Origin of the sequence: Methylocystis sp. H62 (assembly GCF_015709515.1) — a bacterium.
Taxonomy (GTDB): domain Bacteria; phylum Pseudomonadota; class Alphaproteobacteria; order Rhizobiales; family Beijerinckiaceae; genus Methylocystis.
This window is the reverse complement of sequence record NZ_JADNQZ010000058.1, coordinates 492,537-512,901: the sequence shown is the minus strand read 5'-3', so window position 1 is coordinate 512,901 and position 20,365 is coordinate 492,537. Positions and strand designations below refer to the sequence as shown.

The window sequence follows — 20,365 nt, the reverse complement described above, 5'->3', positions numbered from 1 at the left end:
GTGGAAACGTTAGGGACGTGGAGCGTCAGAGGCGTGACTTCAAGCAGCGATTTTGCGCCAATTTGTCGCGATCACTCGTCGGATTCTCCGAGCGACAGCAGTCCTGCGTCGCCCCCAGAGGATGCGGTGTTGATCGTCAGCGTCGTCTCGTGAAGGAATCGCAGGAGATAATCCGGCCCGCCCGCCTTTGGGCCGGTGCCGCTCAAGCCGAACCCGCCGAAGGGCTGGCTGCCGACGACCGCGCCGATCATGTTGCGATTGACGTAAATGTTGCCGGCTGACGCTTTGCGCGACAACGCGCGAATGCGCTGCTCGATGCGCGTATGCATGCCGATCGTGAGCCCGTATCCGACCGCCTCGATGTCCGTGAGAAGTTGCGGCAGGCGATCCGAACGCCACGTCGCGACGTGCAAGACGGGCCCAAAGATCTCTTCCTGCAACTCATCGACGCGATCAAGCCTGACGATGTGCGGCGCGACGAAAGTTCCCGTCGAAGGCGCAACGCCAGCGTAGAGAATTCGCCCGGCTGCGCGCTGACGCAAAAGATAGGCGTCGAGTTTGGCCTTCGCCTCGGCGTCGATCGCCGGCCCGACATGCGCGCCGATCTCGCGCGGATCGCCCACGCGCAACTCGCGCGCAGCGCCAATCAACGTCTCCAGACAGGCAGGCGCAATCTCCTCTTGCACACACAAGAGCCGCAAGGCCGAGCACCGCTGGCCCGCCGATCGGAACGCAGACGTCATGACATCGTCGACGACCTGTTCGATCAGCGCCGTCGAATCGACGATCATCGCATTGATGCCGCCGGTTTCGGCGATGAGCGGCGCAATCGCGCCATCTCGCTCGGCGAGCGCGCGATTGATCCGCTGCGCAACTTCGACCGAGCCCGTGAAAACGACGCCGGCGGTCAGCGGATCGGCGATAAGCGCGGCGCCAATCGCGCCATCGCCCGGCGTAAATTGCAGCACATCCTTCGGAACGCCGGAATCGCGCAGGAGTTCGATCGCCATGGCGGCGACGAGCGGCGTCTGCTCGGCGGGCTTGGCGACGACGCTGTTTCCCGCGACCAGCGCCGCTGCGACCTGACCGATGAAAATCGCGAGCGGGAAATTCCAGGGCGAAATGCAGATAAAAACGCCGCGCCCATGCCGGCGCAGGATGTTGGCTTCGCCGGTCGGTCCAGGCAGCGGCATGTCGGCGCAGAGAATTCGCGCCTGACCGGCGTAGTAGCGGCAAAGGTCGGCCGCCTCTCGCACCTCGGCGAGCGCATCGTCGAGAGTCTTGCCGCCTTCGCTTTGCAACAAGGCGATCAACGGCCCGCGCCGCGCCTCAATGAGATCGGCCGCGCGTTCGATCATCCGCGCCCGCGTCTCGAATGGAGTCCTGGACCATTCCGGGAAGGCGCGCGCCGCCGTCGCGATCGCAGCATGCGCGGCAGCTTCATCCGCTTCGACGACATGACCGACAACTGCGCCGTCGATCGGCGACAGGACCGGGCGCGCCGCAGCCCGCGACTCGACGCTCGGTCGCGCGTCAGGCGGCGGAGCTGGCGCGCGCGTCTCGTCGATCAGCGCCGCAAGCGCGGTCCGATCGCCAAACTCCACGCCCTTTGAATTGGCGCGTTGCGGCAAATAAATTTCGCTCGGCAGCGGAAGACGCCGATGACGCGCGCGATTTGGCGCGCCGAGCGCGTCATAAGGGTCCGCGACGAGCGCGCTCTCCGGCGTCTCGGGATCGGCGGCGCGCGCGACGAAAGAGGAGTTGGCGCCGTTCTCGATCAAGCGCCGCACGAGATAGGCGAGAAGATCGCGGTGCGGACCGACCGGCGCATAGATTCGAACGGCGGCGTCGCTCATTTCCGCCAGCGACTCGTAGAGCGACTCGCCCATGCCGTGCAGGCGCTGAAACTCGAAGTCGCGCCGCGCGCCCGCCATCGTCAGAACGGCGGCGACGCTCCGAGCGTTATGCGTGGCGATTTGCGGGAAGAGACGCGGTTGATCGAAGAGCCGCGCCGCGCAGGCGTCAAAATTGAGATCGGTCATCGCCTTGCGGGTGAACACGGGATAATCGGCGAGACCGCGCTCCTGCGCGCGTTTGATTTCGGTGTCCCAATAGGCGCCCTTGACGAGACGCACCATGAAGCGCCGATGGTTCGCTTCCGCGAGCGAGGCGACATAGTCGATCGCAGCCATCGCGCGCTTCAGATAGGCCTGCACCGCGAGCCCGAATCCGCCCCAGCCGGAAAGCGACGGGTCTTCGACGACGCGTACGAACACGTCCAGCGAAAGTTCGAGTCGATCCGCCTCCTCCGCATCGATGGTGAAAACGAGATCGCGATCCTTGGCAAGGCGCGCCAGGTCGAGCAACCGCGGCGGCAACTCCCGCAAGACGCGTTCGCGCGAAATCGCCTCATAGCGCGGATGCAGCGCCGAAAGTTTGATCGAAATTCCAGGGCGCACAGGGAGGCCGGAGCTTCCGGCCGAGTCGCCGATGGCGCGAATGGCGTGGGCGTAGGCCTCAAAATAGCGCTCGGCGTCTTCCGCCGTCCGCGCCCCTTCGCCAAGCATGTCATAAGAGAAGCGCTCGCGCCGTCCCTGCTCCCGTCTGATCGCCGCTTCGATGGTTTCGCCAAAGACGAAATGAGCGCCCATCAGCCGCATCGCCTGACGCGCGGCGGCGCGCAGCGCCGGCAGGCCGAGACGCCGGGCGAGGTCGGCAATGAGCCCGCGCGGCTCCGCGACGTCGACGATACGCGCCGAAAGTCCCAGCGCGAAGGCGCAGGCCTGAATGAGCAGCGCGTCGCTCGATGTCTCGTGATGGGAGAAATCCCCCTCGGCGAGCTTATCCGCGAGGAGTTGATCGGCCGTCGCGTCGTCCGGCACGCGCAGCAGCGCTTCGGCGAGCGCCATCACCGCCAGCCCCTCCCGCGAGGAGAGGGAGAATTCGTGAAGGAAATCTTCGACGCCGCCAAGCGGATCACGTTGAGCGCGAATGCCGCGCACGAGCTTCAGCGCAACTTCTTCTACGACCCGTTGCGTCGCAGCATCCGGACGCGACCCGAGAAAGGCTTCAGCGAAGCGCTCGTCGGGAGGCGCGTATGGCGCCGCAAAGGGCGCAGGCCGATCGTGTTTTCGATTCATTCGCCATGGAACCGACCGCGCCCGCAGGGCTCGATCAGATCTTGTCGCCTTCCGCTCCCGGCCGCGCGCAACGCCACTTGGTAACCGTCAGTTGCGGGTGTTCGCCGCACCATTGAGCGATATATGGCATCGCCTGCATCATGCAATTGCTGGTCGAGCCCGTGGTCGATTCGAAGACGAGCTTGCGCTCGTCGCAGGCGGCGGGCTGCGCCAACGTGCAGACAGTAAGGATGAGTTCGACGAAATTCATCGCAATCTCCTTGCTAAGCGCCCGCTCAAGGGCGTTTCGCTTCTTAGCAAGGGTAATGCCCGTCAGTCGGGGGTCAATATCTCGCCCTTGCCATAGACCGCCGTGTCGCCGCCATAGCGGCGCAGCTTGCGCGACAGGAGATCGGCGGCCGAGGCGCTATGATCCCTGAGAGAGCGTGCGAAAAGCCGTGCGAACGTCAGCTCATGCGCGCCGCAGTCGACATAGGTCGAACCGAAGCAGCCGCCGCGGGCGAGCACAATCGAGCCGCGCTTGTTGAGATAGCCAACGCGCCCCTTGGCCACGCCCAAAACCAGGATCGTGCCGGCGATGACGCGCGCGCCGAGATCTTCGCCGGCGTCGCCTTCGATGATGAGAATGCCGCGGCGCAGCCGGTCGCCGACGCGTTCGCCCGCCTTGCCGCGCACGATGACGCGCCCGCCAGCCATGCCAGCGAGTTCGCCCGCGAGCGGACCGGCGAGGAAATCGCCGACGTCGCCCTTGATCTCCATCTCGGCGCCAAGGTTGCCGGACGCCGCATGCGGGCCGGCGTTCCCGGCGACGGTGATCCTGCCGCCCTTGGCCAGACGGCCGCACTGCGCCCCGACGTCGCCTTCGACATGAATCGCAAAGCCAGGCAGAAGCTTCGCGCCGAGAAGATCGAAGCGGGAAGAGCCGCCCTCATAGCGAACAGTCTTCAGATCGCCTTCCGAGACTTTGAAGAGGTCGCCGACTTTCGTCGAAATCCGCGTCACGCCGAGCTCGATCGCTTCGATCTGCGCGACAGATTTTCCCGCAAGGCGGTCGGGCGTCAGCGCCGAGAGATCGACGCGCTGCGGCGGCTCCTGGCGAAGCGTGAAGATAAAGGGCTTCACGGCAGCAATTCCTTCAGGTGATAATGAAACGGTCCGAGCTTGCCGCCGTAATTGCCGGCGCCGACGCGCGTGGCGCCCTGCTCCGGCCCCATCTCGATAATGGCGTGAAGCCCGGCGCGCATCGCCTCGCGCACCGCGTTGTCGGTCAAGCCGTCGATGACGATTTCGAGCACGCAGCCGATATCCGCGTCGAGCTCGCTTTTGGTGACGCCGCGCAATGTCGGGCAATAGGCGTCATTGGTCGACGCGCTCATGCCCTTGTATTTCGAACCGACCTTTGAACCCGAGCGCACGATGCCGCCGGGGAACGGCGCAATCGCGTCGGCGACGCATTCGATCGCCGAGACGGCGGCCTCTGTCGCGCGCATGGTCTTGTCCCAGTCCGCGCCCATGATCAAAAGATTGCCGCCGCCCACGGATTTTTTGGTCAGGCCGACCTTGCCTTCGCAGAAAAACTCGCCGTCCATGACCGGCACGCGCCAGTAGCGACGATCGTCGACGACCTTGGACATCTGCCACTTGTCGCCGAACTGGCGCAGCGCGTCGCCGACCTTGATCTCGAATTCGCCGGCGACCGTCGAATAGACCGCGGAGCCCGGGCAGGTCAGCACGCATTGGCCGAGCCGGTTGACGAGCTGCTTCTCCGCGTCTTTCGACGACATGGCGAACAGCAGCACGCGAACGCCCGGACGTCCGTCCGGCGTTTCTTCGGGTGGCGCCTCGCGATCGATTCCGGCCTCGCAGCCGCAGCCGATGACCGACGTGGCGAAGCCCGTCATCGTCAACGCCGCCTGCCGCGCCCATTTGGCGTTCGGCGCGGTGATCAGAATGCCCGTCCCGCTCATCGGGAAGGCTTCGGCGAAATTGTCGTCTATCGTCACGCCGTTGCGAATTATATCCGGCATGGAACCTCCGCAAAGGCGTCCTTGTGCGGCAGCGCCGCGTCGGGCACGTCGAAAATGCTGCGCGGCAGGCCGTAAAGCTCGTCGTAATAGGAATCGAGGCGCTTCGTGATCTGCCCATCGTAGCGCGGGCGAATATGCAGCGTCTTGCCGCGCGTGTAATGCGAGACTTGGCCATCGCGCACGACGAGAGCGCCATCCTTGAACACGAGGGCCGCGCGCCGGAACATGCCGGCGACGTCGCGTCCGGGCTTATAAACGGCGATGTCGGCGACGGCGCCGGGACTGAGCCGGCCGCGATCGACAAAACCAAAGAGCTTGGCGGCGCCGGAGCGGCTCATCTGGGCGATTTCGTAAAGCGTGTATTCGCGCGAAATCGACGGCAGCGTGGTGTGCTCCAGCACCTCCGCCGGAAGCCGCGCAAGATGCTGCGCGCGAAGATCAGCGCTCATCAGCAGCGCGAAGAGCTCCGGATAGGTTGTGAAGGGGCCGCCGTTCGGATGGTCGGTGGTGAAGAACACCTGCTCGGGATTTTCAATGAGCAGGAACAGCTCCAGGCCCGCCGCCCATTGGATGGCGTTGTAGTAGTTCGAAATCTTGTAGACGTAGGGCACGATGCCGCCGCCATTGGCGTCGCCATCGAAGATCGCGCCCTTCTTCGGGATCGCGCCGGGCAGGCTGTTGAACTGTTTCAGAACGTCGGACGAGATCGTCACCGTGTCCGAGAACATCACCTGGCCGACGTCGACGCTCACATTCTTATTGGCGTTGATCTTCTCGGCGAAGAGCGCGCCGGCCGACGAGAAGCCGTTCTTGCCTTCCTTGCCATAGGCATAGAACTGCACATGGGCGAGATGGAGCGGCAGCCCCTGCGCCGCGTCGATCGTGGCGAGCGCCGTGTCGATATTGCCGGCAAGGCCGAGATTGTTCATGTGCAGATGCAGCGGATGGGCGATGCCCAGCGCCTGAGTCGACTTCTGCAGCGCCTGGAAAATCTGGCGCGACGTCAGCCCGTAAAAGGGCACGACGTCGTCAAGCCCGAAGACGCGCATGTTCTCCTTGAAGGCTTCGACCCCGCCGGGATTGATGCACTTCAAGCCAAGCGAGCGGGTGTTCTCGACGGTCTGCGCGACATAATCGTTGATCGCGCCATCCTTCTCGCCGTCGCGCAACATGCCGAGCAGAAAATCATCATTGCCGAGCACGGTGAGCGCGCCCTTGTCGATGATCGGCACGTCGTTGAATTCGAGATGGGTCTGCAGCGCGTGATGCGGCGCCATCGCCGGCTCGACGACCGTGGTGAAGCCCATCTGCGCGTAGAGACGGCCGGTCTCGTAGCTCGACCATTTGGCCGTCGACAGCGGCGTGTCGGCGAGCCGCGCGCGAATCGCGCGATGCAGTTCCGGCAGCAGCAGTCGCGCCGTGTTCACATTGCCGCCGGCGATGTGCGAATGGATGTCGATTGCGCCGGCCATGACGATATGGCCGGAGACGTCGATCTCCTTGTCGGCGCTGCGCCCTTCGGGCCGTTCGACGATGCGGCCGTCCTCGAACCACACGTCGCCGATCGCGTCCTGGCCGGTCGCCGGATCGACGATATGGCCGCCGCGCAAAACTGTCAGCGCCATGCGCCCTCCGAAACTTCCGCCATGATGGCGCCGATCGCCTGCGCCACGCTCGGCGCGTCCGTCGGCGCGCTTGCCCTGCGCAGCGTCATGCCGCCGGTTTCCTGACTCATCAGCACCGCGTCATGCGTGACGCCGGGCTGACCGACTTTAATGAACAGCCCGCGAGGCGGCGCCGCCTGCGCCGGCGCAAGCGTGATGAGCGGGATGTCGGCGCGGGACCAGGCGGGTTTTTCGCCGTCGAAGGCGGAAATCCACAGCGCCGCATCGGCCTCGCCGCTGTCGACAAGCCGCGAACTCTCAAAACGCCAGGGGTCGTGCTCCGGATAACCACGGCCAAAGCCCGTGCGCGGCGGAAAGCCCGTCATCCAGCCGGCGGCCTGGGTCACGCCCGAAGCGCCGCTGCGGCCACCGATATGGACCCCGGTGAATCTGGTCGTCGCGTTAAGCTCGATCACCAAAGCCTGCATCATTTCGATCGCCAGCGGATCGAGCGTCGACGCCGACCAGACGAAGACGCCAAAGCGCGCGCTTCGCAGCGTCTCCACGAGGCCGTCGATGAGCGCGACTTTTTCGGCGCCCAGCGCCACCGGCCGTCCGCCGAAGCGGGCGCGCCACGCCGCCAGCACGCCGGAAAGCTCCTGCACGGAGGCCGGAATGACCTTTGCGCCAGGGATGGCGTTCGCTTCGTCGCCTTCCGGCCCGACCCAGATCACCTTGCGCGGCTGCTGCGCTTGCGCCCCGCGGCGCGGCGGCTCGGCAAGCGCAAGGCGCTCCAGCATTCCAGGCCAGGCTTGAGTCAGCCCCGGGCCGATCAGCACGACGCAGTCGCCGCGAAGCCGCGCCTCATTCGCCGTCGTCGTGAACATGCCGAAGGAACGCTTGACGTCGATATCGGCGAGCGTTTCGCGCGACGCGAGATGGTCGAAGGCGCCCTTCAGCCGCTCGGCCAAAAGGATCGCGGCGCGCGCGCCGGCGACGTCGGCGCCAAGGCCGGCGACGAGCGGAAAGGCCGCTTCCTTGAGAATTTTGCCGGCATGTCGATAGGCGTCGCCAAGCGCAATCGCCTTGCCGTCGAGCGTTGCTGTCTCCATTCCTACCCCGATTTGCGACCTGCCCTGGCCAAGCTTGAAAGCTTGACGGCGAAGTGAACGCTATCCATTTGTTTTTTAGCGCCTACTCGCCGAGCCGGGCGGCTCCCTTCCGTGTTTTGCTTATGCCTATCAGCCGTCACGGCGACTGTCGAGACGTTCGCCTGCGTCATTTGCATTCGAGGCCCCACAGAAGCGCTCAGCTGTTGTCGCAAGCGGCCGATTTTGTGCGCCGCATCCCATTTGCGAAGCGGCGGCGATCATGTTAAATGCTGCGCCGAGCTTAAACCTGCGGGCGCGACGCGCCACATAAGCAGGCAGAGCCGGAAAGAGTCCTAATACGGAGGAAAAAATGGCCTGGACGACTCCCGTGATTGTCGAAGTCTGCGTCGGCATGGAAATCACCAGCTACGAGTCCGCCGAGATCTAAATCTCGGCGCGGCCTTTCGCTTCGTCGAAGGCGCCAACGAATTCCAAAAATCGAGCCGGCAAGAAGAGCGCTGCGCAAAGCGGCTGCGCTTTTCGTATCGCCGGCTCGAATCATTTCGGCCCGCGTCGGCGACACGACTGGCCGCAAACAGGAGCGTCGATTTTGCGCGCGCCTTCTTTTTTCATCGCCCTCGTCTCTCTCCTATTCATCGCTGCGACCGCCCAGGCGGAACCTCCGAACGCGAAGACGCTTCTTGAGGACGCGAAACAGAATTTCCAGCCGATCGTCGTTCCCTCCCCTGGCAATGATTCGGTAACGGCGGCGCGAATCGAGCTTGGTCGCCGATTGTTTTTCGAAAACCGCGTGTCGATGGACGGCAACGTCAGTTGCGCGCATTGCCATTTGCCCGACAAGCAGGCGAGCGACGGGCTGCCGAAGGCGATCGGCGTGTTCGGAAAGGAAAATCCGCGCAACGCGCCGTCGATCTTCAACGCCGCGCTGAATTTCAAACAGCATTGGCGCGGCGATCGCGAGTCGCTCGAAGACCAGGCGGAAAAATCGCTGCTCGGCCCGGCGAGCTTCGGCAATCCCGATCAGGCGACGGCGATGAGCAAGCTCAAGGCGGTTCCCGCCTACGCCGGCGCCTTCGCCAAGGCGTTCCCCGGCGACAAGGACCCCATCAACTCGAAGAATTGGGGCGTCGCGGTCGGCGCCTTCGAGCGCACCTTGCTGACGCCCTCGAAGTTCGACGCCTTCCTTGGGGGCGACGCTTCGGCGCTGACGAAGCAAGAGGCGGCGGGGCTGCGCAAATTCATCGATTTGGGCTGCGCCTCTTGCCACGATGGCGCTGGCGTCGGCGGCAATTCCTTCCAAAAATTTGGAGTTGCAACTGACTACTGGAAGGAAACCGGGGTCGCCAATCTCGATAAGGGCCGCGCGGACGTCACCAAGAATGACGCGGACCTTTATCTGTTCAAGGTTGCGAGCCTTCGCAACGTCGCGCGGACGGCGCCCTATTTTCACGACGGGTCGGTCGACGATCTGACCAAAGCTGTGAAAATCATGGGCAAGACGCAGCTCGGACAGGATCTTTCGGACAAAGACGCGGCCGACATTGTTGTTTTTCTCGGCGCGCTCACCGGTCCGGTTCCGGCGAGTTATTCTGCGCCGGAGCCCTATCCGGACGCCGAGACGAAATAGGCCGCGCGTCCCCTCTCCCGCTCGCGGGAGAGGGTGGCCCTGCAAAGCAAGGGCCGGGTGAGGGCCCTCATCCGTCGTCGCTTCGCGACACTCCCGCATGCGGGAGAAGGGATACGCCTCTCACGTCAGCTTGTGTTCGAGCGCGATGCGCATCAGCTCCATCGGCGTGCGGGCGCCGAGCTTTCGTTTCATGATCGAGCAGCTGTTGGCGATGGTCTTGTAGGAGACTTGAGTCGCGTCGGCGATTTCCGCCATGCCGAGCCCGCGTCCGAGCATCCGCAAGATCTCCAATTCCCGCGCGTTCAGCGCCGAAAGCGGGCTGGCCGCGGCGCCGCTTTTCTCGAAGGCAAGCTGATTGGCGATTTTAGGCATCAGAAAAACGCCGCCGGAAGCGACCTCGCGCACGGCGGTGAGCAAGAGATAGGGATCGTCGTTCTTCGTCACATAGCCCTTTGCGCCCATCTGAATCGCGCGCGCGGCAAAAATCGGGTCGTCGTTCATGCTGAAGACGACGATGCGGGCCTGCGGATCCGTCTCGAGAATCCGCCGCGTCAACTCGAATCCCGAAACCCCCGGCAGGCCGATGTCGACGACTGTCACGTCGGGCTTTTGCGCCACGAACACGGCAAGACCCGTCTCCGCGTCTCGCGCGTCGACGACGTCGATGTCGCCCTCACCGGCGAGCATCGCCGCGCAGCCGGAAACGATGATCGGATGGTCGTCGACGATAAGAACGCGCATAATCGGTCATGGCTCCAAGTATCCCGGGCCTGCCAACGGCAGGCGGCAAAACATTGCAGGCATTGGGGCCTATCGTAAAGTCGCACGCTTCTCTAGAGAATTGGCCCATGCTTCGAAGGCTCTCCCTGCGCCTTCGCCTGTCGCTGCTGCTCGGCGTCGTGCTCGCGCTGGGACTGGCGCTCGGCGTCGGCCTGCTCGTATTGCATGCGGGCGCGCGCGTTCGCGCCGAAGCCGACGGCGCGACGCGCCTTGCGCGCGAACTCGTAGAAGCGACGCTAACGCGACTTGACGCGGCGCCAGACCCGCAGGCGGAGATCGCGCGACTTCTCGCCGACGCGCGGCGGCTGCGCCATGTTCGCGTCACGCTCGCTGGAGAGGAGACGCCTGCTCGGGAGGACGTCGACCGCGCGCCGCAGTGGTTCACCCGGCTCGTGCTGCCGAACGCCGCTGTGAGCCGAATCGAAACCGGCCGGGGGTCCGCGATCATCATCGCGCCCAATCCCGCGGATGAGATCGCTGAAATCTGGCAGGAGATCGTTTGGCTCGCGATCGGCGGCGCGGGAATCGCCGTCGCCGCCTTTGCGCTCGTCTCGCTTGCCGTGTCGCGAACGCTGCGACCGGTCGCGACGCTCGCGGAAGGATTGCAGCGTCTCGAGCACGGCGAACATTCGATGCGCGTTCCCGCCGATGGCTCTCCGGAGTTCGTCATCATCGCCGAACGGATCAACGCGCTGGCGGCGACGCTGCAACGGCTCGACGAAGAAAATCGCAGGCTCGTGCGGCGCATGATCCATGTGCAGGACGAAGAGCGCAAAGACATCGCGCGCGACCTGCATGACGAGATCGGCCCTTTTCTGTTCACCGTGCGCGCCGGCGTCGGCGCATTGGCGCGCCGGGCAGCCGCCCCTGGGGTCGAGCCGGCGCGTCTGGGCGAAGATTGCGCTCGCATCGACGCGCAGATCGCCGCTCTGCAACAGGTCAACAGGCGCATTCTGGGCCGGCTGCGTCCCGCCGCCCTCGAGGAGATGGGGCTAGGCGACGCCTTACAGGCTCTGGCGCAAGGCTGGCGTGACGCCAATCCGAAGGTCGCCATCGCGCTGTCGCTGGACGGCGCCTCCGGGGACATCGAAGAGGCGACCGCGCTCACCGCCTATCGCATCGTGCAGGAAGCGCTCGCCAATGCGCTAAAGCATTCGGGGGCCAATCGGGTCGAGGTCGCCGTCAAACGGTCGAAGGGCGCATTGCATGTCGTCGTGCGGGATAATGGGGCCGGCCTCGACGCAGCGCGCTCCCCGTCTTCGAGCGGTCTCGGCTTGCGCGGTATGAGCGAACGAGTCGGCGCGCTCGGCGGCGCACTCACGCTTGCGAACGACGCAAAGGGCGGCGCGCGGCTAACCGCGTCGCTGCCGATGCGCGAGGGCGGAGCGGCGCGTCACTGAGCGACAATCCAATCGCGCGCCTGATCGGCGTGCGAGGTCGGAAACGCCTTCATGTCGCCGGGCATCATGAAGCTGAAAAACTGCATCGTGTGCTTGATCCACTCAACGTCCGTGACGAGCGCGACCCGTTCCCAGCGCGTCAGATGCTCCATGCCAACCTTAAAGTCCTCCCACATCGCGCCCGGATCAAAGCCCGAAAAGTCAGGCGCGATTTCGTAATAGATCCTGACCTTGTCATGTTTCTCGAGCGCATCTCGAACCGCCGGAACCAGAACGGCGTCATAATCGGCTTTCGTCACGCGTCCCTTGCAGACGATCGCAACGACGTGCGCGGGAAAGTTCGAGAGCTGCTCGCTCACCGGCATTCTCCTCAAATCTTCGCCGCGCAAGATGCGGCTTCGCGCAGGACTCTGCTTTTGGGCCGTATCGCGAACGCCCGACAATCGCGTAATTGTGCTGTCCACCATGAATTTGAAGACAATCGCCAAAATTTAGATCGGGCGATCATCCGCTTCGGCCAAACGCCGCCGGGCTCCCGTGAGGGTCAAGCTAAGGGCGCGCGCCGTCTCGCTTCGGCCTGGCCCTTCGCCTAACTGAGACTCAACTCGACCGGCGTCGCGTCGCCCCTATATGAGCCTTAACGGTCGACGCACCGCATCCATGGGGTCGCGCGTGTACTCCCAGCATGTCGATTACCTCCCTCTGCCGCCCATCCTCTACGCGATCTTCACGGGCGCGCTCATCGCGCTGTTCCTGCTGATCCAGTTTGGCGTGCTTCGCTATGCGTTCGGCCGCATCGGCCTGAGCTCCAAATATGCGACGCTCCTCCTATTCGCATCGCTTCTGGGAAGTTACGTGAACATTCCGGTTGCGCATTTCACGCAAGAACGCCTCGTTCCTCAAGAAATGATCGACGATTTTGGCGGGCGCTATGTCGTTCCAGAAGTCGTCGACTGGCCAGGAATGATATTGGCCGTCAATGTCGGCGGCGCCGTTATTCCACTGTTGCTTTCGATCTATCTGCTCGCCCGCAATCGCATCTGGATCGTGGCGGCGTTAGCGACAGCGATCGTCGCCGTGGTCGTCCATTACTTTGCGCGGATTGTGCCCGGCGCCGGCATTAGCGTGCCGATCCTGGCGCCGCCGTTACTGTCTGCGGCGCTCGCGATTCTGTTGTCGCGCGATTGCGCCGCGCCGGTCGCCTATGTCAGCGGCAGTCTCGGCACGCTCATCGGCGCCGATTTGCTCAATCTTGATAAGATAGAGGGCATCGGGACGCCGATCGTCTCCTTTGGCGGCGCAGGAACGTTCGACGGCATTTTCATCACGGGAATTCTTGCGGTGCTGATCGCGAGCCTGCCCTTGCGGCGGAAAACCACTGGCGTTTCGGCGACGACTTAACCGATCTGCGCGAGCCGATAGGGGCCTGCGAGCCAACGTGTTCGACGCGCTCGACGGCAATTTTGCGGCGGACACACACATTTATCCCGCCCGCATTCGGCTGTTGACGCTGGAGCGCACGGCCATTCGCCCTCGTCGCGCGTGTCGGGATATCTTCCCGAATTATACGGGAATGTATCCGCAGATTTCCGTTATTTTTCAGAAGTGTAGCCGTCGTGCAACAGACGGGAAATATTGCCGGTTTGTCGTCTCTGGCCCCTACCGGCCGCGCGCCGCGTCGATATAACTCGTTCAAACACGGTTCGAATTCCGGGTCTCTCATGCGCTACGTCAAACAGGTTTCGCTGATCGCGCTTTGCGCCTCCATCGCCACAACGGCCCGCGCGCAGCAGGCGCTGCCGACGATCGAGGTAGGAGGCGCGCCGCTGCGTTCGACCGCGCGTCCGCCAGTTCAGACGACGCCCTCGACCCAACGCGCGCCGTCAGGGAGAGCGTCGGTGACGTCAGCGCCAGCGACGCCCGCACCGCCGGCGTCTCCCATCGTGCGTTACGCTGTTCCAGCCGCGACCTACACGATCACCGGCAACGAGCTGCAGAATACGCGCGCGTTTAGCCTCACGGACAACCTGCTTCGTCAGGCGCCCGGCGTCACCGTCAACGACGTGGCGGGCGGCCCCTTCCTGCCCGAAGTCGATTTCCGCGGTTTCGTCGCCTCGCCCATCGCGGGAACGCCGCAAGGCCTCGCCGTCTATCAGAACGGCATTCGCATCAACGAAGCCTGGGGCGACAACGTCTATTGGGACATGATCCCGAGCGTGGCGATCGATCGCTTCACGCTCGTCACCGGCAACCCGCTGTTCGGCCTCAACGCCATCGGCGGCGCCGTTACGCTCGACATGAAAAACGGCTTCACTTGGCAGGGGTTCGAGCTCGACGGTCGTTTCGGCAGCCGCGGCCGTCGCCAAGCATCGATGCAGCACGGCCTCATCTCTGGGCCGTTCGCCACCTACATGGCGATGGAGGCCTTAGGCGACGACGGCTACCGCCAGTTTTCCGGCGCGCACATCAAGCGCTTCTATGGCGATGTCGGCTACCGCGGCGAGAGCGGCGAGATCCACGCCAATGTGACGCTCGCCAATAATAAGTTCGGCGTTTCAGGGCCGGCGCCGGTCGATCTCACCAACCTCGACGAAAGCGCGGTCTTCACGACGCCGCAGACGATCAAGAACACGCTCTCGATGTTCGACATCAATGGCGTGTTTCAGGCGACGCCGACCTGGAAGCTCTTTGGCGACATGCATTACCGCGCCTTCGATCAGGCGAGGGTCGACGGCAATACGACGGAGTTCGAATGTGAAGCCGACGAGTCGCTCTGCGAGAGCGACGCCGGCGACACAAACATCCCCAATTTTTTCAACGGGCAGGTCGCTCTGGGGGCGATCGATAGAACTTGGACGCGCTCGCGCACCATCGGCGGCACGGTGCAGGCCACGAACGACGATGTCTATTTCGGCTTCCACAACAAGATCACCTTTGGCGTCAGCTACGATCATGGCTGGACCGCCTTCTCCGCCAATGAGGAACTGGGCATCATTCAGCCCAATCTCGTCGTCGGGGGGTTCGGCTACATTGTCGAAGAGCAGGCGACCGGCATCTCCAGCGTCTCTGTGCGCGCGGCGAACGATTATCTCGGCGTCTATGCGCTCGACTCGCTGGATGTTACCGACGATCTAAAGGTCACAGCGGGCGCGCGCTTCAACCGCGCCAACATCGCGCTCTACGACATGAGAGGAACGACGCTGAACGGCAATGGCGTCTTCACCCGCATCAATCCCGTCGCGGGCCTGACCTACAAAATACTGCCGAACGTCTCCGCCTACGCCAGCTACTCCGAGGCGAACCGCGCGCCAACGCCGCTCGAACTCGGCTGCGCCGATCCCAACCGACCCTGTCTGATCGACAACTTCCTCGTCGCTGATCCGCCGCTGAAGCAGGTGGAGGCGCAAACGATCGAAGCGGGCTTTCGGGGGGATATTGCCGTTCCGACGGTCCTGCCCGCCTATGCCGATGCGCTGCCCGGCAATCTCAACTGGAGCCTTGGCGTCTTCCGCACCTATAGCTTCAATGACATTCTGAGCGTGCCGAGTTCGATCAACGGCCGCGGCTATTTCACCAATGCCGGCACGACTCTACGCCAAGGCGTCGAATCGTCGTTCCGCTACACGACCGAAAGGGTGAACGCCTTTTTGAACTACACGCACACGGATGCGACGTTCCGCTCGACGATCGTGCTCGGCGCGCCCGATAATCCGCTGACCGGGATTTATGGAACCGGCGGCTCCATCCTGGTGACGCCTGGCGCAAATCTGACATCAGTGCCGCGTCACCGCTTCAAGACCGGGATTGATTTCGCCGTGACCCCGCTGTGGAAAGTCGGCGCCGACTTTCAATATTCGTCCGGTCCGTATATTCGCGGCGACGAAATCAACCTCGCCGGAAGGCTGCCGTCATACGGCATTCTCAATTTTCGCACATCCTATCAGCTTGGCCCGAACATCCAGGTCTACGGCCTGCTCGAAAATGCCACCAACACCCGCGCGCGCAGCTTCGGCACGTTTTTCGACACGAATGACATCTCCTTCCTCGCCTTCAACAATCCGCGCATGGTCTCGATCGGGCCGCCGCTCGGCGTCTATGGGGGCGTGAAGATCACCTACTGACGCCAGAGAGCAGGAATGTCGCGGGCCGCTAGCCGGCTCGGCGGCGCCCGCGCTATATTGCGTGCGATGGCCTTACCCAAAAGGAGTCGCACATGAAGAAAGCATTGATATTTGGCGCGCTCGCGCTTGCTGGCGTCACAGCGCAGCCGGCGACGCCCGCGCTCGCCAAGGCGACCGCCCCCGTCGCCGCGCTCGACACCGACGATGACGGAACTGTCGATCTCAAGGAAATCAATAAGTCTGCGACTGATCTCTTTGCGAGTCTCGAGAAGGACGCTGACGGAACGGTCGACCTCAAAGAGATGAAGGGACGCGTCTCGAAGAAAGCTTTCAAGACGGCCGATCCTGACAATGACGGCACACTGTCCAAGGACGAATTTCTGACGATGGTGTCCGTCATGTTCAAGGATGCGGATCCCGACAATGACGGCACGCTCGACGCCAAGGAGCTCGCATCCAAGAAGGGTAAGGCGCTGCTGCGCGTGACACGGTGAATCGAGGAAGGCGCGCGGGCTCTGAAGAACTTGATCCTGCGCGCCAAAGCGGCCATCTAGGCAATATGAAAAGCTTGGTCGCCGCCTTCTGTTTCATGCTTTTCGCCGCGCCGGTCGCGGCTGAAACGGTCAACGTCAAAGTCGGCGTCTTGCGGGAAACGCACGCCCGAGAAACCCTCTCCATTCTCGATATTCCGGCCGCCGACGATACGCTCGCGGGGGCGCTGATGGGCGCGGCCGACAACAACACCACAGGCAAATTCACCAACCAGACGTTCGAGGCGATCGACGCCAGGCTCGAGGACGGCGATGACGGCGATGACGTCGTGGCGGCCCTCGACGCGCTCCTGGACAAGGGCGCGCTGTTCATCATCGCCGATCTTTCGGCCGAACGTCTGCTTGCCGCTTCCGAGCGCGCGAAGTCGAAAGGCGCCGTGCTTTTTAATATCTCCGCGACGGATGACAGGCTTCGCGAGGCGGACTGCCGCGCCAATGTCATCCATGTCGCGCCGACGCGGTCGATGCTCGCTGATGGTCTCGCGCAATATCTCATCTGGAAGCAATGGCGCCGCTGGCTCCTCATCAAGGGCTCGCATCCGAAAGACGAATTTTTGGCGCAAGCCTTCCGCAACAGCGCCAAGAAATTTGGCGCGAAGATCGTCGAGGAACGCGTCTATGAAGACACCGGCGGCGGACGCCGCAGCGATTCCGGCTCCGTGCAGACCCAGCGGCAGATCCCGGTCCTAACGCAGAACGCGCCCGCCTATGACGTGCTGGTCGCCGCGGACGAGAGCGACGTCTTTGGCGGCTATCTTCCCTACCGCACCTGGGACCCGCGTCCGGTGGCAGGGTCAGGCGGCCTAATGCCGACAAGCTGGGACCCCTCCCACGAGCAATGGGGCGCGCTACAGTTGCAAAACCGCTTCACCAAGACGTTCAGGCGCCTGATGAATGCGCGAGACAATGCAGCGTGGCTCGCCATGCGGATGGTTGGCGAAGCCGCAACGCGCACCGGGTCGAACGACCCCGAGAAGCTCCGCCTCTACCTGCTCGGCGACGACTTCTCGATCGCCGCGTTCAAAGGCGTGCGGCTGACGCTGAGGCCCTGGAACCAGCAGTTGCGCCAGCCGATCCTGCTTTCCGACGGACGGATGATCGTCTCGGTTTCGCCGCAGGAAGGTTTTCTCCATCAAACGAGCGAACTCGACACGCTTGGAGTCGATCAGCCGGAGTCGAAATGCAAATTGAAGTGAAGAACGCCCCCTCCCCACCCCTCCCCCGCTGCCGCGGGAGAGGGAGCAGATTCGGCCTCTCGCTCCTTTTCGCGAAACGCCGATCGTTAGCGTCCCCTCTCCCGCGAAGCGGGGGAGGGACAGGGAGGGGATTGTGGGTCGCGGCGCTGCTCGCAACTTTGATCACGCCCGCCCACGCCTACAAGGCGTACGTCAGCAACGAGAAGGGCAATTCCATCACCGTCCTCGATACGGAGAAGCTGGAAGCGACAGCGACCGTGAAGGTCGGCCGACGCCCGCGCGGCATTGCGCTCAACAAGGACGGCTCCGAACTCTATATCTGCGCCGGCGACGACGACGCCATTCAAGTGCTCGACACGAAGACGCTAAAAATCACCGGCAAGCTGCCCTCGGGCCCGGATCCCGAGCTTCTGGCGCTCAGTCCCGATGGCGACGTGATTTATGTCTCGAACGAAAACGACAATCTCGTCACGCTGATCGACGTGAAGAAGAAAGAGATGATCGGCGACATTCCCGTCGGCGTCGAACCCGAGGGCATGGCCATCAGTCCCGACGGCAAACTGCTCGTCAACACCTCGGAAACGACCAATATGGCGCATCTGATCGACACGCAGTCGAAACAGATCGTCGCGAATATTCTCGTCGACGCGCGGCCGCGTTTCGCCGAGTTCAAGAAGGACGGTTCGGAGCTGTGGGTTTCATCGGAAGTCGGGGGCACCGTCGCGATCATCGATCCCGTGAAACGCGAGTTGAAGCAGAAGATCGCCTTCGACATTCCGGCGATGTCGAAAGAGGCGATCCAGCCGATCGGCATTTCATTCACGCGTGACGGAAAACGCGCCTTCGTCGCGTTGGGGCCAGCCAATCGCGTCGCGGTGATCGACGCGCAGACGAAAAGAATCGAAAAATATCTGTTCGTCGGTCAGCGCGTCTGGCACCTCGCTTTCACGCCCGACGAAAAATATCTGCTCACCGCCAATGGCGTCTCCAACGACGTCTCGGTGATCGACGTCGCATCGCTCAAAGTGGTGAAGTCGATCCCGGTCGGCGCCTTCCCCTGGGGCGTCGTCGTGGCCCCCCAATGAGTGTGGGTCTTCACGAATGTCATTCCCGATGCGCGGAGCGCGATCGGGAATCCAGAGCCGCGATCGGCGCTGTTGGCCGTGGCTCTGGATTCCCGGTCATTCGCGTCGCGAATGCCGGGAATGACAATCCTGTCGGAGCGCCGCAATGACCGACGCGCTCGCGATCAGAAACGTCAGCCATTCCTATGGCGCGCGCAAGGCGCTCGACGACGTCAGCTTTTCCGTCCCGGCCGGCAGCTTCACGGCGCTGCTTGGATTAAACGGCGCGGGCAAAAGCACGCTGTTCTCGCTGATCACGCGGCTCTACGCCGCGCGCCACGGCGAGATCGAGATCTTCGGCCATAACGTCATGCGCGAGCCGGGCGCGGCGCTACGCCAGCTTGGCGTCGTCTTTCAGGCGCGCACGCTCGATCTCGAACTCAGCGTGATGCAGAATCTCCTTTACCACGCAGCCCTGCATGGCGTCGGCCCGATCGACGCGCGCCGCCTCGGACAGGCGGCGCTGGCGCGCGCGGGCCTTGCAGACCGCGCCAAGGACAAGGCGCGCGCGTTGTCGGGCGGACAGATGCGCCGCGTCGAAATTGCCCGCGCGCTGCTGCATGATCCGCGGCTGCTGCTTCTCGACGAGCCGACGGTCGGGCTCGACATCAAGGCGCGCGCCGATCTCCTCGCGCTTGTTCGCGAGCTGGTGCGGGAAAAGAATCTCGGCGTTTTGTGGACCACGCATCTTGTCGACGAGATCGCCGACGATGATCAGGTCGTCATTCTGCATCAGGGCAAGGTGCTCGCGACCGACCGGGCGCGGGAGATCGTCGCGGCGCAAGGCGCGGCGAATATTGGCGACGCTTTCGCGCGCATCGCCGGGATCGGTCAGGAGAAGCTTTTGGCATGAGCGAAATTGCTGCGCCGAGAGGCTTCACCCTTCGCCAATATTTCATCTGCCTCTCGGGCGTCGTCTGGCGCGAAGCCTTACGCTTTCTGCATCAGCGCGAACGCTTCGTCTCGGCGCTGGTGCGCCCGCTCGTCTGGCTCTTCATTTTCGCGGCGGGCTTCCGGCAGGTGCTCGGCGTTTCGATCATCCCGCCCTACGAAACTTACGTTCTCTACGAGGTCTATATCGCGCCGGGCCTGATGGCGATGATCCAGCTGTTCAACGGCATGCAGTCCTCGCTCTCGATGGTCTACGACCGCGAAATGGGCAGTATGCGCACGCTGCTCGTCTCGCCCTTTCCGCGCTGGTTTCTGCTCGGCTCCAAACTTCTGGCGGGCGTCGCCGTCTCGATACTGCAGGTCTACGCCTTCCTGGTGATCGCCTATTTCTGGGAGATCGAGCCGCCAACGACATGGGGCTATCTCACCCTGCTGCCGGCGCTCGCGCTCAGCGGCCTGATGCTCGGCGCGCTCGGCATGCTGCTGTCGTCGCTGATCAAGCAGCTCGAAAACTTCGCCGGGGTGATGAATTTCGTGATTTTTCCGATGTTCTTCGCGTCTTCCGCGCTCTACCCGCTGTGGCGCGTGAAGGAGTCGAGCCCCTGGCTCTATTATGTGTGCGAGGTCAATCCGTTCACGCATGCGGTCGAACTGATCCGCTTCGCCTTTTATGAAAAAGTCGCGTGGACCTCGCTCGCGATTGTCTTCGCCTACACCAGCGCGTTCCTGGTCGCGGCAATCCTCGCTTATGATCCAGGGCGCGGCATGTTGATGCGCAGGGGCGGTTGAACG

19 protein-coding genes are annotated in these 20,365 nt (G+C 63.4%); 11 read left to right on the top strand and 8 right to left on the bottom strand.

Annotated elements, in window-relative coordinates:
* Window positions 1-71: 71 nt before the first annotated feature.
* From putA to IYY11_RS19055, 6 genes are all read right to left on the bottom strand, one after another.
* Window positions 72-3,140: a bifunctional proline dehydrogenase/L-glutamate gamma-semialdehyde dehydrogenase PutA gene (putA, locus tag IYY11_RS19080; protein ID WP_196405304.1), complete on the bottom strand. Its 3,069-nt coding sequence runs from the start codon at window positions 3,138-3,140 to the stop codon at window positions 72-74.
* A 34-nt stretch (window positions 3,141-3,174) separates the two neighbouring features.
* Window positions 3,175-3,390, bottom strand: a complete 216-nt coding sequence (locus tag IYY11_RS19075; RefSeq protein ID WP_018408745.1) for a hypothetical protein — start codon at window positions 3,388-3,390, stop codon at window positions 3,175-3,177.
* 62 nt (window positions 3,391-3,452) lie between these two features.
* The gene (locus tag IYY11_RS19070) at window positions 3,453-4,262 is read right to left on the bottom strand and encodes a formylmethanofuran dehydrogenase subunit C (protein ID WP_196405303.1); all 810 of its coding nucleotides are present in this window, start codon (window positions 4,260-4,262) and stop codon (window positions 3,453-3,455) included.
* Window positions 4,259-5,167, bottom strand: coding sequence for a formylmethanofuran--tetrahydromethanopterin N-formyltransferase (fhcD, locus tag IYY11_RS19065; RefSeq protein ID WP_196405302.1), 909 nt, complete (start codon window positions 5,165-5,167; stop codon window positions 4,259-4,261). The genes IYY11_RS19070 and fhcD overlap by 4 nt, the downstream gene beginning before the upstream one ends.
* Window positions 5,155-6,792, bottom strand: a complete 1,638-nt coding sequence (locus IYY11_RS19060; RefSeq protein ID WP_196405301.1) for a formylmethanofuran dehydrogenase subunit A — start codon at window positions 6,790-6,792, stop codon at window positions 5,155-5,157. The genes fhcD and IYY11_RS19060 overlap by 13 nt, the downstream gene beginning before the upstream one ends.
* On the bottom strand, window positions 6,783-7,883 hold the full coding sequence (locus IYY11_RS19055; RefSeq protein WP_196405300.1) for a formylmethanofuran dehydrogenase: 1,101 nt from the start codon (window positions 7,881-7,883) through the stop codon (window positions 6,783-6,785). Before IYY11_RS19055 ends, IYY11_RS19060 begins: the two co-directional genes overlap by 10 nt.
* Window positions 7,884-8,232: 349 nt before the next feature.
* Between IYY11_RS19055 and pqqA the strand changes: the two genes are divergently transcribed.
* The gene (gene pqqA, locus IYY11_RS23885) at window positions 8,233-8,310 is read left to right on the top strand and encodes a pyrroloquinoline quinone precursor peptide PqqA (RefSeq protein ID WP_083481414.1); all 78 of its coding nucleotides are present in this window, start codon (window positions 8,233-8,235) and stop codon (window positions 8,308-8,310) included.
* 162 nt (window positions 8,311-8,472) lie between these two features.
* Window positions 8,473-9,510: a cytochrome-c peroxidase gene (locus IYY11_RS19045; protein WP_196405299.1), complete on the top strand. Its 1,038-nt coding sequence runs from the start codon at window positions 8,473-8,475 to the stop codon at window positions 9,508-9,510.
* 120 nt (window positions 9,511-9,630) lie between these two features.
* Here the strand turns inward: IYY11_RS19045 and IYY11_RS19040 are convergent, their stop codons facing one another.
* Window positions 9,631-10,251: a response regulator transcription factor gene (locus IYY11_RS19040; protein WP_196405298.1), complete on the bottom strand. Its 621-nt coding sequence runs from the start codon at window positions 10,249-10,251 to the stop codon at window positions 9,631-9,633.
* Between the two features lie 107 nt (window positions 10,252-10,358).
* Between IYY11_RS19040 and IYY11_RS19035 the strand changes: the two genes are divergently transcribed.
* Window positions 10,359-11,690 (top strand): ATP-binding protein, encoded by a 1,332-nt coding sequence (locus IYY11_RS19035; RefSeq protein WP_196405297.1) that lies wholly within the window; start codon window positions 10,359-10,361, stop codon window positions 11,688-11,690.
* Here the strand turns inward: IYY11_RS19035 and IYY11_RS19030 are convergent.
* Window positions 11,684-12,055, bottom strand: a complete 372-nt coding sequence (locus IYY11_RS19030; protein WP_210331424.1) for an STAS/SEC14 domain-containing protein — start codon at window positions 12,053-12,055, stop codon at window positions 11,684-11,686. The genes IYY11_RS19035 and IYY11_RS19030 overlap by 7 nt on opposite strands.
* Window positions 12,056-12,362: 307 nt before the next feature.
* Here IYY11_RS19030 and IYY11_RS19025 point away from each other — a divergent pair, with 307 nt between their 5' ends.
* From IYY11_RS19025 to IYY11_RS18990, 8 genes are all read left to right on the top strand, one after another.
* Window positions 12,363-13,091, top strand: coding sequence for a DUF1614 domain-containing protein (locus IYY11_RS19025; protein ID WP_196405396.1), 729 nt, complete (start codon window positions 12,363-12,365; stop codon window positions 13,089-13,091).
* A gap of 37 nt (window positions 13,092-13,128) precedes the next feature.
* On the top strand, window positions 13,129-13,377 hold the full coding sequence (locus tag IYY11_RS19020; protein ID WP_196405295.1) for a hypothetical protein: 249 nt from the start codon (window positions 13,129-13,131) through the stop codon (window positions 13,375-13,377).
* A 34-nt stretch (window positions 13,378-13,411) separates the two neighbouring features.
* Complete coding sequence (locus IYY11_RS19015; protein ID WP_196405294.1) at window positions 13,412-15,811, top strand: TonB-dependent receptor; 2,400 nt, start codon at window positions 13,412-13,414, stop codon at window positions 15,809-15,811.
* 92 nt (window positions 15,812-15,903) lie between these two features.
* The gene (locus IYY11_RS19010) at window positions 15,904-16,305 is read left to right on the top strand and encodes an EF-hand domain-containing protein (RefSeq protein WP_196405293.1); all 402 of its coding nucleotides are present in this window, start codon (window positions 15,904-15,906) and stop codon (window positions 16,303-16,305) included.
* 65 nt (window positions 16,306-16,370) lie between these two features.
* Window positions 16,371-17,558 (top strand): ABC transporter substrate-binding protein, encoded by a 1,188-nt coding sequence (locus tag IYY11_RS19005; RefSeq protein ID WP_196405292.1) that lies wholly within the window; start codon window positions 16,371-16,373, stop codon window positions 17,556-17,558.
* A gap of 131 nt (window positions 17,559-17,689) precedes the next feature.
* The gene (locus IYY11_RS19000; RefSeq protein WP_196405291.1) at window positions 17,690-18,643 is read left to right on the top strand and encodes a YVTN family beta-propeller repeat protein; all 954 of its coding nucleotides are present in this window, start codon (window positions 17,690-17,692) and stop codon (window positions 18,641-18,643) included.
* A 145-nt stretch (window positions 18,644-18,788) separates the two neighbouring features.
* A complete protein-coding gene (locus IYY11_RS18995) occupies window positions 18,789-19,535 on the top strand; it encodes an ATP-binding cassette domain-containing protein (RefSeq protein ID WP_196405290.1) in 747 nt (248 codons plus the stop codon).
* Window positions 19,532-20,362, top strand: a complete 831-nt coding sequence (locus IYY11_RS18990) for an ABC transporter permease (protein WP_196405289.1) — start codon at window positions 19,532-19,534, stop codon at window positions 20,360-20,362. Before IYY11_RS18995 ends, IYY11_RS18990 begins: the two co-directional genes overlap by 4 nt.
* Window positions 20,363-20,365: the final 3 nt, after the last annotated feature.

Bases quoted from the DNA above. Each gene is read 5' to 3' on its own strand.
- IYY11_RS19060 (WP_196405301.1), bottom strand. From the start codon at position 6,792: ATGGCGCTGACAGTTTTGCGCGGCGGCCATATCGTCGATCCGGCGACC.
- IYY11_RS19015 (WP_196405294.1), top strand. From the start codon at position 13,412: ATGCGCTACGTCAAACAGGTTTCGCTGATCGCGCTTTGCGCCTCCATC.
- IYY11_RS19040 (WP_196405298.1), bottom strand. From the start codon at position 10,251: ATGCGCGTTCTTATCGTCGACGACCATCCGATCATCGTTTCCGGCTGC.
- IYY11_RS19030 (WP_210331424.1), bottom strand. From the start codon at position 12,055: ATGCCGGTGAGCGAGCAGCTCTCGAACTTTCCCGCGCACGTCGTTGCG.
- IYY11_RS19005 (WP_196405292.1), top strand. From the start codon at position 16,371: ATGAAAAGCTTGGTCGCCGCCTTCTGTTTCATGCTTTTCGCCGCGCCG.
- IYY11_RS19055 (WP_196405300.1), bottom strand. From the start codon at position 7,883: ATGGAGACAGCAACGCTCGACGGCAAGGCGATTGCGCTTGGCGACGCC.
- fhcD (WP_196405302.1), bottom strand. From the start codon at position 5,167: ATGCCGGATATAATTCGCAACGGCGTGACGATAGACGACAATTTCGCC.
- IYY11_RS18990 (WP_196405289.1), top strand. From the start codon at position 19,532: ATGAGCGAAATTGCTGCGCCGAGAGGCTTCACCCTTCGCCAATATTTC.
- IYY11_RS19035 (WP_196405297.1), top strand. From the start codon at position 10,359: ATGCTTCGAAGGCTCTCCCTGCGCCTTCGCCTGTCGCTGCTGCTCGGC.
- putA (WP_196405304.1), bottom strand. From the start codon at position 3,140: ATGAATCGAAAACACGATCGGCCTGCGCCCTTTGCGGCGCCATACGCG.
- IYY11_RS19010 (WP_196405293.1), top strand. From the start codon at position 15,904: ATGAAGAAAGCATTGATATTTGGCGCGCTCGCGCTTGCTGGCGTCACA.
- IYY11_RS18995 (WP_196405290.1), top strand. From the start codon at position 18,789: ATGACCGACGCGCTCGCGATCAGAAACGTCAGCCATTCCTATGGCGCG.
- pqqA (WP_083481414.1), top strand. From the start codon at position 8,233: ATGGCCTGGACGACTCCCGTGATTGTCGAAGTCTGCGTCGGCATGGAA.
- IYY11_RS19075 (WP_018408745.1), bottom strand. From the start codon at position 3,390: ATGAATTTCGTCGAACTCATCCTTACTGTCTGCACGTTGGCGCAGCCC.